This is a genomic window from Ruegeria sp. BF10, from assembly GCF_056538725.1.
Genome location: NZ_JBQFTR010000005.1, coordinates 125548 through 139044, shown reverse-complemented (window position 1 = coordinate 139044; position 13497 = coordinate 125548). Strand labels below are relative to the sequence as shown.

20 protein-coding genes are annotated in these 13497 nt (G+C 58.9%); 8 read left to right on the top strand and 12 right to left on the bottom strand.

Annotated features, from left to right (window positions below; translation table 11 throughout):
- Positions 1-3 precede the first annotated feature (3 nt).
- Positions 4-492, top strand: coding sequence for a GNAT family N-acetyltransferase (locus tag ACR0DJ_RS17530; protein WP_425079968.1), 489 nt, complete (start codon positions 4-6; stop codon positions 490-492).
- Positions 493-577: 85 nt separating this feature from the next.
- Positions 578-1390 carry a type I methionyl aminopeptidase gene (gene map / locus ACR0DJ_RS17525; protein ID WP_171637336.1) on the top strand — a complete coding sequence of 271 codons (813 nt, stop codon included), beginning with the start codon at positions 578-580 and terminating at the stop codon, positions 1388-1390.
- Here map and ACR0DJ_RS17520 read toward each other — a convergent pair.
- The 4 genes from ACR0DJ_RS17520 to ACR0DJ_RS17505 form a co-directional block, all read right to left on the bottom strand.
- On the bottom strand, positions 1378-1557 hold the full coding sequence (locus ACR0DJ_RS17520) for a hypothetical protein (RefSeq protein WP_257599527.1): 180 nt from the start codon (positions 1555-1557) through the stop codon (positions 1378-1380). The two genes, map and ACR0DJ_RS17520, sit on opposite strands and share 13 nt — an antisense overlap.
- Positions 1558-1582: 25 nt before the next feature.
- Positions 1583-2218 carry an HAD family hydrolase gene (locus ACR0DJ_RS17515; RefSeq protein WP_257599528.1) on the bottom strand — a complete coding sequence of 212 codons (636 nt, stop codon included), beginning with the start codon at positions 2216-2218 and terminating at the stop codon, positions 1583-1585.
- Between the two features lie 89 nt (positions 2219-2307).
- Positions 2308-2865 carry a 16S rRNA (guanine(966)-N(2))-methyltransferase RsmD gene (rsmD, locus tag ACR0DJ_RS17510; protein ID WP_480685849.1) on the bottom strand — a complete coding sequence of 186 codons (558 nt, stop codon included), beginning with the start codon at positions 2863-2865 and terminating at the stop codon, positions 2308-2310.
- On the bottom strand, positions 2862-4073 hold the full coding sequence (locus ACR0DJ_RS17505) for an NAD(P)/FAD-dependent oxidoreductase (RefSeq protein WP_480685847.1): 1212 nt from the start codon (positions 4071-4073) through the stop codon (positions 2862-2864). The genes rsmD and ACR0DJ_RS17505 overlap by 4 nt, the downstream gene beginning before the upstream one ends.
- Before the next feature lie 99 nt (positions 4074-4172).
- On the opposite strand from ACR0DJ_RS17505, the gene ACR0DJ_RS17500 reads away from it, so the two are divergent.
- The 4 genes from ACR0DJ_RS17500 to ACR0DJ_RS17485 all read left to right on the top strand — a co-directional run bounded on the left by ACR0DJ_RS17500 (position 4173) and on the right by ACR0DJ_RS17485 (position 5694).
- Entirely contained in the window at positions 4173-4658 is a 486-nt protein-coding gene (locus tag ACR0DJ_RS17500; protein WP_480685846.1) for a redoxin family protein, read from the top strand.
- A gap of 101 nt (positions 4659-4759) precedes the next feature.
- Complete coding sequence (locus ACR0DJ_RS17495) at positions 4760-5005, top strand: glycine zipper 2TM domain-containing protein (RefSeq protein ID WP_480685844.1); 246 nt, start codon at positions 4760-4762, stop codon at positions 5003-5005.
- 11 nt (positions 5006-5016) lie between these two features.
- A complete protein-coding gene (locus ACR0DJ_RS17490) occupies positions 5017-5364 on the top strand; it encodes an EF-hand domain-containing protein (RefSeq protein ID WP_480685843.1) in 348 nt (115 codons plus the stop codon).
- A 21-nt stretch (positions 5365-5385) separates the two neighbouring features.
- Positions 5386-5694 carry a hypothetical protein gene (locus tag ACR0DJ_RS17485; RefSeq protein WP_480685842.1) on the top strand — a complete coding sequence of 103 codons (309 nt, stop codon included), beginning with the start codon at positions 5386-5388 and terminating at the stop codon, positions 5692-5694.
- Here ACR0DJ_RS17485 and ACR0DJ_RS17480 read toward each other — a convergent pair.
- The 4 genes from ACR0DJ_RS17480 to ACR0DJ_RS17465 are packed head-to-tail and all read right to left on the bottom strand — an operon-like array spanning position 5691 to position 8433.
- On the bottom strand, positions 5691-5984 hold the full coding sequence (locus ACR0DJ_RS17480; protein ID WP_152459417.1) for a 4a-hydroxytetrahydrobiopterin dehydratase: 294 nt from the start codon (positions 5982-5984) through the stop codon (positions 5691-5693). The two genes, ACR0DJ_RS17485 and ACR0DJ_RS17480, sit on opposite strands and share 4 nt — an antisense overlap.
- Entirely contained in the window at positions 5981-7168 is a 1188-nt protein-coding gene (locus ACR0DJ_RS17475; RefSeq protein WP_480685839.1) for a GNAT family N-acetyltransferase, read from the bottom strand. Before ACR0DJ_RS17475 ends, ACR0DJ_RS17480 begins: the two co-directional genes overlap by 4 nt.
- A gap of 45 nt (positions 7169-7213) precedes the next feature.
- Positions 7214-7981, bottom strand: a complete 768-nt coding sequence (locus ACR0DJ_RS17470) for a glycerophosphodiester phosphodiesterase family protein (protein ID WP_170346727.1) — start codon at positions 7979-7981, stop codon at positions 7214-7216.
- On the bottom strand, positions 7978-8433 hold the full coding sequence (locus ACR0DJ_RS17465; RefSeq protein ID WP_171172046.1) for a RidA family protein: 456 nt from the start codon (positions 8431-8433) through the stop codon (positions 7978-7980). Before ACR0DJ_RS17465 ends, ACR0DJ_RS17470 begins: the two co-directional genes overlap by 4 nt.
- A 345-nt stretch (positions 8434-8778) precedes the next feature.
- Here ACR0DJ_RS17465 and ACR0DJ_RS17460 point away from each other — a divergent pair, with 345 nt between their 5' ends.
- Positions 8779-9549 (top strand): MlaA family lipoprotein, encoded by a 771-nt coding sequence (locus ACR0DJ_RS17460; protein ID WP_257600881.1) that lies wholly within the window; start codon positions 8779-8781, stop codon positions 9547-9549.
- Positions 9539-10138, top strand: a complete 600-nt coding sequence (locus ACR0DJ_RS17455; RefSeq protein WP_480685838.1) for an MlaC/ttg2D family ABC transporter substrate-binding protein — start codon at positions 9539-9541, stop codon at positions 10136-10138. Before ACR0DJ_RS17460 ends, ACR0DJ_RS17455 begins: the two co-directional genes overlap by 11 nt.
- Before the next feature lie 102 nt (positions 10139-10240).
- Here ACR0DJ_RS17455 and fliP read toward each other — a convergent pair whose 3' ends face one another.
- Genes fliP through fliF form a run of 4 tightly spaced genes read right to left on the bottom strand, consistent with a single transcriptional unit; the run spans position 10241 to position 13428 of the window.
- Positions 10241-10969, bottom strand: coding sequence for a flagellar type III secretion system pore protein FliP (gene fliP, locus ACR0DJ_RS17450; RefSeq protein ID WP_171117115.1), 729 nt, complete (start codon positions 10967-10969; stop codon positions 10241-10243).
- Positions 10969-11256, bottom strand: a complete 288-nt coding sequence (locus ACR0DJ_RS17445; RefSeq protein WP_170346730.1) for a FliM/FliN family flagellar motor switch protein — start codon at positions 11254-11256, stop codon at positions 10969-10971. The genes fliP and ACR0DJ_RS17445 overlap by 1 nt, the downstream gene beginning before the upstream one ends.
- On the bottom strand, positions 11249-11845 hold the full coding sequence (locus ACR0DJ_RS17440) for a FliH/SctL family protein (protein ID WP_480685836.1): 597 nt from the start codon (positions 11843-11845) through the stop codon (positions 11249-11251). Before ACR0DJ_RS17440 ends, ACR0DJ_RS17445 begins: the two co-directional genes overlap by 8 nt.
- Positions 11845-13428: a flagellar basal-body MS-ring/collar protein FliF gene (gene fliF, locus ACR0DJ_RS17435; protein WP_480685834.1), complete on the bottom strand. Its 1584-nt coding sequence runs from the start codon at positions 13426-13428 to the stop codon at positions 11845-11847. The genes ACR0DJ_RS17440 and fliF overlap by 1 nt, the downstream gene beginning before the upstream one ends.
- Positions 13429-13497: the final 69 nt, after the last annotated feature.

Here is a 13497-nt window from a genome sequence, read left to right as displayed (position 1 = left end):
AGCATGTCTGTTGCGGATTTTGAGATCATAAATTTGAAATCGGGTATCATCCCGCAGGCATCCGAACTCTGGCATTCGGGGTGGCACGATGCGCACGCGGCTATCTTGCCCGACGATTTGACCAGCCAGCGCACATTGGACAGCTTCGCAGAGCGGCTGCACAAATACGCCGACATGACACGCGTCGCAGTTCAGGACGGTGTAGTTTTGGGCCTATGCATCATATTGCGGGATGAGATCAACCAGATGTATGTCTCGCCGCAAGGGCGCGGGACAGGGCTGGCAGCTGCCCTCCTACGAGACGGCGAACAGAAAATTCTGGCCAACGGACACGCGACCGGCTGGCTCGCTTGCGCCATAGGAAACAGGCGCGCGGCCCGCTTCTATGAAAAATGCGATTGGGTAAATACGCGAACCGAGGTTCTGAGGTTTGAAACACAAACCGGAGATTACCCGCTTGAAATCTGGCGGTTTGAAAAACATCTGAATTGAAGACCCGCGATCCCGCACCCTCTGGTACTTTCTGCACAAGCAGCGTAAAAGGAATGCTGCGCGCAACATTTGGAGCTTAGCGTCGATGAAAGAGCATCGTGGCCGCCTGACCAAGGACGGCATCCGCATCTATGAACAAGGTGACTTTGCCGGGATGCATGCGGCAGGGGCTTTGGCTGCGCGAATTCTGGATGACATTGCCGAACATGTGTTTCCCGGTCAAACCACCGGCGCCATTGACGGGCTGATCACGCAGATGGTCGAAGACGCCGGCGCGACCTCGGCCACCATAGGTTACAAAGGCTATCAGCACGCCAGCTGCATCAGCGTGAACCACGTGGTCTGCCACGGGATTCCCGGTGAGAAGAAACTGAAGGATGGCGACATTCTGAATATCGACGTGACCGTCATCGTCGATGGCTGGTTCGGCGACACCTCGCGCATGTATGTGGCGGGCAAGCTGCCGCGCAAGGCGGAACGGCTGATCCAGGTGACCCATGACGCGCTGTTCAAGGGCATCGAGATGGTCAAGCCCGGCAATACCTTTGGTGACATCGGCCACGCTATTCAGTCCTATGTCGAAGCGCATCGGATGAGCGTTGTACGCGATTTCTGTGGTCATGGTCTGGGCCGGGTGTTCCACGCACCACCGAACGTGTTGCACTATGGCCGCCCGGGTACCGGTGCGGTTCTGGAAGAGGGTATGTTCTTTACCATCGAACCCATGGTCAATCTGGGTCGCCCCGAAACCAAGACTCTGGCCGACGACTGGACAGCCGTGACCCGCGACAAATCGCTGTCGGCACAGTTCGAACATTCGGTGGGCGTCACCTCGGATGGGGTCGATATCTTTACCCTGTCACCCGCTGGCAAATTTCACCCGACCTATTCCTCTTGATCCGCGGCCTGTGCGCGGAGAAGTTTCAACAGCATCGTTTCATCCCTCCACGGCGTGACCGCGTCGTGGATGAAGACCGGCGCGCGCAAGGGTTTGCGCTCTGGGCTGGTGGAATCTTCTGCATAGCTGGAAAAGGTCCAGGCAAAAGGTGTCAGGGTGCGGTCCATGCGTGCACATTAGCACGACCGCGGGTCAAAGTCCCAACACCCCATGCGCCTGTGACATGTCCGTGATCACTTCGGCCCCCAGATCCGCCAGCTTTTCACCGCCTCCCTGAGGCGCATAAGCAAGGCAACGCATACCGGCGCGGATTGCCGCCGTGACACCGCTATGACTGTCTTCGATCACCACCGGAGCCGTCGCGCCAAAGTGCTCGGCGGCCAGTTGGAACATCTTTGGGTCCGGCTTTCCGGTGCCCAGCACATGGGCCGAGAACATCACGTCTTTGAACCGGTCCCAAAGCCCGTTCTGACCCAGAGTGATCTTCATCTTGTCCGGGCTGCCATTCGACGCGACGCAACAGGGGATACCTTTTTGATCCAGCCCCTCAAGCAGGTCTGCGATACCGGGCACCAATGGCACACCTGCACGCAGGCGGTCATAGGTTTCGGCATAGACCTGATCTATCCAGTCTTCGGGCAGAACGGCACCCATCGCGCGGGCCTTGTCCCGCACACCCACCATGGTTCCGCCCACAAACAGGGACATACATTCATGCAGCGCCAGATGCAGGCCATGTTGCGCCAGATTGTCCACCAGCACCTGGTTCGAGACCACCTCGCTGTCCACCAGAACGCCGTCGCAATCGAAAATGACAAGATCGTGCATATGGGATTCCTGCTTTGCATCACGCTCGGCCTATCAAGGCTTTCCCGTCATCGTCCACCCATGTTCCGCACCAAACCGCGCAGCGCGTTTCAAACTGGAACGCCTTTCCACATCAAGGAAATATGCGTGTCGCCATATTTGCGGCTGTCATGCAATTTAAATCCGGCCGGCGCCTGCATCGGGGCGTTTTCTTCCCAAACCAACAATGCATCATCCGCGATCCAGCCATTGGCCAAGGCGGCGACGGCCTTCTGCCCCATGGATTTCCCGTAAGGCGGGTCCAGAAAAACCAGATCATAAGGCACACCGGGATTGTCGCCCAACCGGGTCGCGTCGCGGCGGATCAAATCCGTACGGTCGGCGCTGCGGGTCAGGTCGATGTTCTTGCGTATCAACCCCTGGGCCACTCGCCCGTCATCGACGAAGGTGACATGCGACGCCCCCCGCGACAGCGCCTCGAGCCCCAGCGCCCCGGTTCCCGCGAACAGATCCAGCACCCGCAAACCGTCAAATTCGATCTGGTGGCTGAGCACATTGAACAGGCTTTCACGCACACGGTCGGTGGTGGGGCGCAGATGCGCGCCCGCATCACCCTTGCCGACCGAGGCCAGCGCCCGGCCCCGGAATTCTCCGGCAATGATCCTCACGCCTTGAGCAGCGGTTTCAGGTCCGCGCTCGGGTCTGCCACGACTTCGGGATCAGCGGTCTTGCCCATTTCGATCAGTCTTTTGCCGACCATGTATGCCCGCGGATCATTCATCGCATCCACAGCAATCAGCCTGTCGCCCTTGTAATACCAGAAGGACACGGTCTGACCCTCGCCCTTGCGGGTCACCACGCGGTCATATCCGGTGTTCAGGCCCGCGATCTGAAGCTTGACGTCGTACTGGTCCGACCAGAACCAGGGGGTCGCCACATACTCCTTGGCCGCACCCAGCATGTTCTGCGCCACGATTTCGGCCTGGTCGATGGCGTTGGGGACGCTTTCCAGACGGATACGCCCTTCGCCATGGGGGAAAGAGGCGCAATCGCCCGCCGCCCAGATCGACGGATCAGAGGTCCGGCCATGGGCGTCGGTTTTGATGCCGTTGTCCAGTTCGAGCCCTGCCATCTCGGCCAGTTGAGTAGAGGGGGTGATGCCCACTCCGACCACAACGAAATCCACGTCCAGCTTCGTGCCGTCCGTCAATACGGCCCCCACAACCCTGCCGTTTTCGCCGATCAGACGATCCAGCCCGACGCCTTCGCGAATGTCGGCACCATATTCGCTGTGCAACGCGCGGAAATAGTCGCTGGTTTCGGGCGCAGCGACCCGTTGCAGGATGCGGTCGGCCATCTCGACCAAGGTGACCTTGACGCCGCGTTTCGCGCAGACGGCGGCCGCCTCGAGCCCGATGTAACCGCCGCCCACGATCAGCGCGCGGGCGCCTTCGGTCACTTTGGGTTCCATCTGATCAATATGGGCCAGGTCGCGCACCACGTGCACACCGTCCAGATCACCTCCGATGGCGGCAGGCAGGTGGCGCGGATCTGACCCGGTGGTCAGCGCCAGTTCGTCATACGGGATGACCTCATCCCCAACAGTGACGGTTTTGGCCTTGGGGTCGATGCCGGTCACGCGCTGGCCAAGCCGCAGAGTGATGTTGTTTTCCGCATAGAAGCTTTCGGGTCGCAGGAACAGGCGCTCCAGCTCCATCTCTCCAAGAAGGTAGGCCTTGGACAAAGGCGGGCGCTGATATGGCAGATGCGGCTCGGCCCCGATCAGAGTAATCTCTCCGTCGAACCCGTCCTTGCGCAGCCGCGCCACCAAGGACGCTCCTGCCTGACCCGCGCCAATCACAACAATATGGCTCATGTTTTGCCCACCCCGCAGTTTCCCCGTGGTCTCTCTGGTTGGACAACCTATATTGCGGCTTAACCCAATTCTGCAAATCCAAACGTCAGGAGCTGAAAAATGATTTCAACAGGAGACACCTTGCCCGAGGCCACACTGATCCAGATGGGGGCCGACGGGCCGGAGGAAGTTCGGGTTTCAGACAAGACCAAAGGGCGCAAGGTTGTCATTTTCGCCGTGCCCGGCGCCTATACCGGCACATGCACCACCGCACATGTGCCAAGCTTCATTCGTACAAAAAAACAGTTCGACGACAAAGGCGTGGACGAGATCATGTGCCTTTCGGTCAATGACCCGTTCGTCATGCACGCCTGGGGTGAATCCACCGGCGCGACCGCGGCGGGATTGACCATGGTTTCAGACGCGGCCTCAGAATTCACCAAGGCCATCGGCATGGATTTCGACGCCCCGCCGGTGGGTTTGTTCGCACGCTCCAAACGCTATGCGATGCTGGTCGAGGACGGCAAGGTCACGGCCCTGAACCTGGAAGAAAACCCCGGTGCCTGCGGGATCTCGGCGGGTGAAGGCCTGCTGGAGGTAATCTGAATTTGGCCGGCCCCGGTCTGTCCGGGGCCGCGTGAGCCCAATTTAACTTGAAGCAGCGCCCCAATGCGCGAATACTCGTCGCGTAATTTGGGGAGATTTTTATGAAACTTAAGTTGATTTTATCCTTCCTGACCGGCGCGGCCCTTCTGGCAGCCTGCGGTCCGGCCCCAACCCCGCAACAGCAAGCCGCACGACAGCACGAGATTGCCTGCCTTGGCGGCACACTGGGCGGCGCCTTGATCGGCGGTGCAATCGGCAACCAGTTCGGCGGCGGATCGGGCAAGACGATCCTGACCGCAGCCGGCGCTGCCGCCGGTGGCATTGAAGGCCAAAGATTTGCATGCTGAGGAGATTGGACATGAAACGGGCGATTTTTGTATTCACGGCTGCATTCCTGGCCTCGGCGACCAATGCCGAAACCGTGGCCGAACTGCACGAAAAAGAACTGAACGCCATCGACGCGAACAATGACGGATTCCTGTCCAAAGACGAATTCGACGCTTTTTCGGACTATGCGTTTCAGGCCATGGACGAAGACAAGAACGGCACACTGGGTCAGGCCGAGGCCAAGCCGTTTCTGGACATAAAGCAGTTCCAGAAGGTTGACCGCAACAAGGACAGCCTTATCTCAAGATCGGAATATGATGCACAGATGAATGAAGATTTCGGCGCGGCAGATCAGAATGGCAATGGTCAACTGGACTAAGCCCGTTTGAAGGAGCTTGCTATGAAAAAATGGATCGGAATGGGTGCTTTGGCACTGGCCGCGGCCTGTGACGTTCCGCAAGCTCCGGTGGTGACGGGGCCGGACGGACAGGCCCGCATCCAGATCAATCTGTCTGGCCTGACCTGCTATGAAAACCGGTGTCTGGATATCAACCCAGCGGCGCGCAGCGTGCGCCAGATCGGGAACAAGACCACGGGTATCCCAAGATCCATCGATGTCAGCGACGGCACCGTCACACCTGCTGAATTCAAGCAGATGGGCACGGCTGCGTCGCTGGCCGGTGGCCAGGGGTCAGGCAACGACCGCTAGCACAGGCTGTCCATCTTTCGGGCCAGCTTGGCGTCCAGTGACGACAGGCCACCTACGTCATGGGTGGACAGAACCACCTCGACCGTGCGGTAGACGTTGGACCATTCTGGGTGGTGGTTCCATTTCTCGGCCCAGATCGCCACTTGCGTCATCCAGCCAAAAGCGTGCACGAAGTTGTCGAATATGAAGGTCTTGGTGATCGCATCGCGGCCTTCGACCATGGTCCAGCCGTTTTTGAACAGCGGATCCAGCAGCGGGCCACGGGTCTCGGCGGACAAAAGTTCAGTCATTGCTGTTCCTCCGGGTTCGATTTCCTGAACGGGCCGTAATCCGTCAGAATCTCGATCTCTTCTCCCACTGCGCGGCCTTCGGCGTCCAGATATTTTTTGACGGCATCGGCAAAACCCGGATCACCGACCCAGTGCAAGCTATGCGTGCGCGTCGGCAAATAGCCACGCGCCAGCTTGTGCTCGCCCTGAGCGCCCGCTTCCACCCGGGTCAGACCGTGGGCAATGGCAAAATCTATCGCCCTATAGTAGCACAGTTCGAAATGCAGGCAGGCATGATGTTCAATGCAGCCCCAGTACCGCCCAAAAAGCGTTTCGCGGCCTATGAAGTTCAGCGCACCCGCGATGGCGTGACCATCCCGTTCCGCCAAAACCAGGGCCATGTCATTCGCCATCGTCTCTTGTACGATGTCAAAAAACTGGCGTGTCAGATAGGGTGACCCCCATTTCCGTGCCCCGGTATCCTGATAGAACCGCCAAAACGCATCCCAGTGTTCCGGGCGCAGGTCATCGCCTGTCAATGTATGGATTTCGCCGCCAAAACCGTTGGCCTGCGCCCGTTCCTTGCGGATGTTCTTGCGCTTGCGTGACGACAACGCGGTGAGGAATTCGTCGAAATCAGCATAGCCATCATTCAGCCAGTGAAACTGTTGCGAGCTGCGTGGCATAAGCCCCATCTGCTCACCGGCCAATGCCTCGGTTTCCGTACAGAAGGTCACGTGAACCGAAGAAACCTGATTGTCGACCGCCAGTTGAACGGCACCCTGCACCAAAGCCGACATTCCGATCCTGTCACAGCCCGGACGCACCAGAAACCGCCGCCCGGTGGCGGGTGTGAACGGCACCGCAATTTGCAGTTTGGGATAATACCGCCCGCCTGCGCTTTCATAGGCATGGGCCCAGCTGTGGTCAAAGATGTACTCGCCCTGGCTGTGCGATTTGGCATACATCGGGGCCGCTGCGATCAGGATCCCGTCAAGAAAGGCTGTCAGGTATTGCGGTTGCCAACCCGTACCGCGCCCGACCGAGCCGCTTTCTTCAAGCGCCAGCAAAAAGCGATGCGTGGTGAAGGGATCAAGGGGCCGCCCACCATCGGCGGCCTCAGGGCACGCGCAGGCATCCCACTCGGCCGCTGAAATCTGCGACAGAGACCCAAGTGCCTGAACTTCGATTTGAGCCTGATCCATGTATCCTCCGCGCCAGCCCTTTATCTGTGACCGAGGCGCCAAGGTTCAAGCTGAATGCGCAGCCAGATACCCTTCGAAGGTCACATTGTCGGCAACCATGCGGGCCTCTGCCTCTTGTTCGGGCGTCCGAACGGTCCAGCACAGGATCGGCACGCCCTGCGCCTTCAGTTCGGCCACACGCGGGCGGGAAAGGTCTTCCGCCTCATGGCTGATGAAACCGGCCCCGACACGGTCAAAATCAGGAACATCGCGCAGGGTGTCGCAGACGGCTTGCGGAAGAAGCTCGACACTGGGCTCATAGGCGCAGGTCGTGATGCCGCGCGGCAGATGCGGAGCCAGCCGCGCCAGTTCCGCGACCGAGTTGGGATTGAAGGACATCAGGGCCACCGGACCTTCGTACCCCTGCAATGCGCGCACGGTGTCGTGCTCGAGGGCACCGATATTCATACCCATAACGCCGTCCTGATCCTTCAGCTCGATCAGCAGCGGCACCTGGCCTGCCACCATATCCAGCACCTCATCCAGCGTCGGAATGCCGTCATCACCATACAGAAGGGTCAACTCTGACGCCGCCGCCGCCGACACCTGCCGGATCGGCCCGGGCTGGCCGGTCAGACGCCCCATATCGTAGTCATGGAACACGACGGCACGATCGTCAGCTGTCAGTTGAAGGTCGATCTCGATCCCGTAACCGGCATCAATGGCGGCACGAATGGCCGCCCGGCTGTTTTCCGGGCGGTTGTTCGAGACGTCATGCAGCGCCCGATGAGCAATCGGGGCCTGCAAAAACGCAGTTGGCAGGGGCGGTATCATTCGATCTCGAATATGCCTTCGATCTCGACCGCCACGCCCAAAGGCAGCGACGCAGCACTCACGGCGGAACGCGAGTGGCGACCGGCGTCGCCCAGCGCTTCGACCAGAAAGTCGGATGCGCCGTTGATCACTTGCGGCTGCGCCGTGAAATCTGCGGTCGAGTTCACGAAACCGGTCAGTTTGATGACACGCACCAGTTTGTCGATATCTCCGCCACAGGCCGCCTTGACCTGCGCCAACAGATTGATCGCGCAGACACGCGCCGCTGCGGCTCCGGCTTCGACATCCATGTCATCGCCCAGCTTGCCGGTGATCAGCTCATCCGTTTTCGATATCTGGCCGGACACGTACACGATATTGCCCACACGTACATACGGCACATAGTTTGCCGCTGGAGCGGGTGCGTCGCCCAGCGTGACACCGAGGCTTTCCAGTTTTGCAGCGATGCTCATTGAAAGGGTCCTTCCCTGATTGACTCAGCCGGACGCTAACCGGGAAGCACAGCCGTGGAAAGACGGAATGCGGCAAATTCCGGCTTGCATGCGATCTGAGCATATCTTTACTTATTATGACTTTTAGATACTCAATTGCTTTACCCGGACCTGACGGACAGGTTACACGCTAGGTGTTTCATTTGAGACCTGAAACGACTATGTGACAAGAACTTGTGCCATACCGGCGAGTGAGTATTGGTAAATTGTGATTGTTTGCCCGACAGAACGTATGCCGGGCATTTGGGAGAAGCAAAGATCGTGTCGAGCAGATTTCGCCTGAAACACCTGGTTGTCCTGTCGCTCATGGCCATTCTGTCCGCCTGTGCAACGACACCTCCCGAGGGTGCCTCACGCAGCGACGTGTTTGACCCTTACGAAAACACGAACCGGGGAATTCACAAGTTCAATCTGGGCGTTGACCGGTTTCTGTTTCGCCCTGCGTCCAAAGGGTACGTGAAGATCGTTCCCGATCCCATGGTCACCAGTTTCAGCACATTCGCCGAAAACATTTCGCTGCCCGGGCAGGCGGTCGACTACCTGCTTCAGGGCAACCCGAAACAGATGGGCAATGCGCTGCTGCGCTTCGTGATCAACATGACCGTGGGCGGCTTTGGCCTGTCCGCGCCCGCAGATGAGCTGAACCTGCCGCCCGTCGATACTGATTTCGGCGAGACCCTGCACGTCTGGGGGGTCGGTGAAGGGGCATATGTTGAACTGCCTTTCTATGGCCCGTCGACGCAAAGGGATGCCATCGGCGTCGTGATCAACCTGTTCTCGAATCCGATCAATTTTACCCCGGTCCGGCCCGCCGACAATCTGGGCGTCTATGCCGAAGTCGTTCGCCGCATGGGTGATCGTGGACGGTTCTCGGATACCGTGGATTCGATTCTGTATGAAAGCGCCGACAGTTATGCACAGGCCCGCCTGATCTATCTGCAAAACCGCCGCTTCGAACTGACAAGAGATGACGAAGACGCCTATCTGGATCTGTATTCTGACCCCTATGCCGAAACCGGGACAGACCCGGTCAGGGACCCCTATCTAGACCCCTACGAGGACCCCTATGCTGAATAACGAGTTGAACCGCCGTAACTTTGTCGCAGCTGGTCTGGCCTTGGCGGTCCTGCCCAAATCCGCGCTTGCCCAGACCGAAGCAACAGCCAAGGCACTGGTCAGCAGCGTGGTCAACGACATCAACAGGGTTATCGAATCCGGCAAGTCCGAGACTGCGATGCTGCGTGATTTCGAGAAGATTTTCGTGCAATATGCCGACGTCCCGATCATGGCGCGTTATGCCCTCGGTGCCGATGCCCGCACGGCCACCCCATCCCAGCTGAAGCAATTCACCAAGGCGTTTCAGGGCTATATCTCGCGCAAATATGGTCGCCGCTTCCGCGAGTTCATCGGCGGTGAGGTCAGCGTGCGCAATGCCCGCAAGATCAAGGCCGGATATGAAGTGCGCACATTGGTCAAACTGCGCGGATCGGCTCCGTTTGATGTGACGTTCCTTGTTTCGGACAAGTCGGGGCGTGAAAAATTCTACAACATGTTCATCGAAGGCGTGAATCTGTTGCTGACCGAACGCACCGAAATCGGCGCGATGCTGGATGCCCGCAAAGGCAACCTGAACCAGTTGATCAAAGACCTGAAAAAGACGGGCTGATCCGGTTCACTTGCGGTTGGGTGTTGAAATACGCCTTTGACAACAGTGGACCAGAGGCATCTGACCACCTTTTTTTCTGCGCACCGGGGCTAAATGTCGAGGTCATGGCATGTAACTGCGCACCAACGCGCCCGCAATCAAAGCCCACCCGTCGGCAATCACGAAAAAGGCCAGCTTGAATGGCAAGGATACGATTGCCGGAGGCACCATCATCATGCCCATCGACATCAATACCGCAGCCACGACAAGATCGATGATCAGAAACGGCAGGAAAATCAGAAACCCGATCTGAAACGCCCGCGCGATTTCCGACAGCATGAAGGACGGCATCAAGACCGACAACGGCGCTTGTGCGGACAGCTCCATAGCCTCACCACCGGGGCGCAAAGCCGCCATGGCATAGAACGTGTCCGCATCCAGTCGGGCCGCCATGAAGGCGCGGAACGGCTCTAACGCGCGCTCCAAGGCTGGCTCCACTTCCATCGTCTCTTCCATCATCGGTCGTATCCCCGTCGCCCATGCTTCTGAAAATACCGGATCCATGATGAAATAGGTCAGGAACAACGCCAGGCTGACCAACAGCATATTGGGTGGAGATTGTTGCAGGCCGATCCCTTGCCGCAGGATCGACAGAACGGTGATCAGGAAGGGAAAGCAGGTGATCATGATCGCCAGCCCCGGAGCGATGCTCAGTACTGTGATCAGCAGAATCAGCTGGATCGTCCGGGCGGAAATCGACCCGCCCTCGCCCAAAGACAAAGTCAAATCCTGGGCAGCGGCCAGTGAGGGCGTCAACACGGCCACCAAAGCCAGGCAGATTACATAGCGCATCAACCGATTCCGTTGTGCAAATCCGCAATCTCGGTCAAGCGCACTGCAAGTTGCCCCGCCTGATCGCCTTCCATTTCTTCCAACAGCCCGCGCGCCACCAACTGATCCCCAACATAGAGGTCAACCGGATCTTCGATCCGTTTGTCCAGGGTCAGCACGGCATTCTCTCCCATGTTCAACAGGTCCTTGATCAATGGACGCGCACGACCAACGGAAACGGTCACTTCAATCGGGACCGATTCGAACGGGTTGGGTTTTTCAGATTTCGGGATCTGGGTGTCATTCATTGGACAAAGCCTCTCTTGTCTCAAAGACATAAGCGTCAAAGGTCTGTTCGATGGCGGCGAGCAAAGCGGTGCAATCAACCTCACGCCGACTCGTGCCGACCTGAAGGCGGGCCTGACCCGGCTCCAGCTCGGAGTGTTCGATCACCTGAGGAGTGGAATGCAGATCTTGCGGCAACAGCGCTGCGACACTCTCGGCACATCCCGGCGACACCAAAATCTGCATCGGCTGCTCTACCCGCGAACGCGCCATTTCACAGAGTTGTTCCACGATGCGGGCTGCCAGGCCGCGCTCAGCCATCTCAGGCAGTACGGTCTGAACCAGGCTGGTGAACATGGGCTCCAACGACAGGGTCATGCGGGCGATGGCTTCGTGATAGGTGAAAGACATATCCTCAAGCGACCTTGCCAATTCAGCCGAAATCTGGCCACGACTTTGCTCCTGCGCCCGCGAGGCATCTTCCCAACCGGCCCCATACCCGTCTTCGAAGGCAGCGAGCCGCTGTTCTTCCAGCGTGTCCTCATTCAAGATCAGAACTGGCCCCGTACCGGTCTGGGTGGTGAAATCCTCAAGAAGATGGGCAATCGACATCACACCCGCTCCTCGCCTTCTTCAAGCCAACTGCGCAGGATCTCGACAGTCTCTTCCTGCTTGTCACCGATCATGGCGCGCAGCCGATCGACAGGATCCTCCGTGGCGTTCGAGCCGAGGGCCGGAACACCGCGCTCTGCCGGCAGGGTCGAAAACTCTGCCGGCTCCTCCGGTGCGATCTCACCAGTCAGCGCCAGGGAATCCGAATCCGCCCCTCCTGCCGCCGTCAGCAGCGCCGGTGTCGGTGATGCTTTCGTCAGGATCGGGCGGATCACGAACAGGGCCAGCACGAGCGAAACCAAAGCCAGCACAGCCATCTGTATCAAGGACATGACATCCAGATGGATGTTCTGCCAGAGCGACGACGAAACCAGAGTGCCCTGCGGTTCGACCGACGGCAAATCCATGGATTTCAGTGTTATAACGTCCCCGCGCGCCGCATCGTACCCGACTGCCGACGCCACGAGCTCTTCCAGAGCGGCCAGCTCTTCCTGAGGCAAGGGCGTGAAGACTTCGGTACCGGAGGCGTCCACCGATCTTTTCCCGTTGACCAGAACTGCAACCGTCAGACGCTTGATCGCGCCGGGGGCCTTGTGAACTTCCAGTTCTGTCTCGGAGACTTCGTAGTTCACCCGCTCTCGAGTCTGGGTAGCCGTCGAGTTCGATTCGTCCCCACCCGCCGCATCACCATCCGGCAGGTTCGACGCCACGGTGACATCCGATGACTGATTTCGGGCGCTGTCCGAACGTTCTTCGACATCCGTGCTGATCGCCACGCGGCCCTTGGGATCAAAGCGCCGCTCGCGAATGGATTCCGTCTTGGTCTCGGTATCGACACTGACCTCGACCACGGCGTTGCCGGTACCGACACGCGCCTCGACCAGGCGCAGAACGCGTTCCCGCAACTGACGCGACTTGTCGTCCGCAGTGTTCGCAGGCGCTGCGGTATCCTGACCGCCAATCACGGCCCCGTGCGAATCAACCACCGTAACGTTCTCCGGCGTCAAACCGCTGACGGCCGAGGCAACAAGGAACCGGATGGCCTTGGCCTGATCCCCGGTAATTTCGGTCCCGGATGGCACGAGGTAAACAGACGCTGTTGGCGACACGCTGCGCTGAAACGGGTTTGCTGTCCCGTTGGCAATATGGACGCGCGCCTGACTTATATGCGGACTACCGACAATCGTCCGCGCCAGTTCACCCTCTTTCGCGCGCCAATAAGCAGCATCGAACATCTGAGAGGTGGTGCCAAACCCGCTTAGCGAATCAAGCAGTTCGTACCCTTTATTGCCGTTTGCGGGCAGGCCTTCGCTGGCCAGGGTCATTCGCAGCTCGTCGCGCTGCGCGCCGGATACATAGATCGATCCACCCCGAATTTCATATGTGACGCCGCGCTGGTCCAGCGCTCGTACTATTTCCCCGGCGGCACCGCTTTCCAGGCCCGCATAAAGCAACGTCATGGACGGAGCCGTCACAAGGCGCGACATGCCAAGGATTCCCAGAAACACCAGCGCAACCGCACCGGCGACGATGATTTGTTTACGCCTGTCCAAATTAGCCCAGACAGTTCCGATCTGCTGCACGCTCACCTCCGACTCGCCGGCATTCTGCCCGACGCACCCTCTGTTTGGACGATTGCTCTTAACAATCGG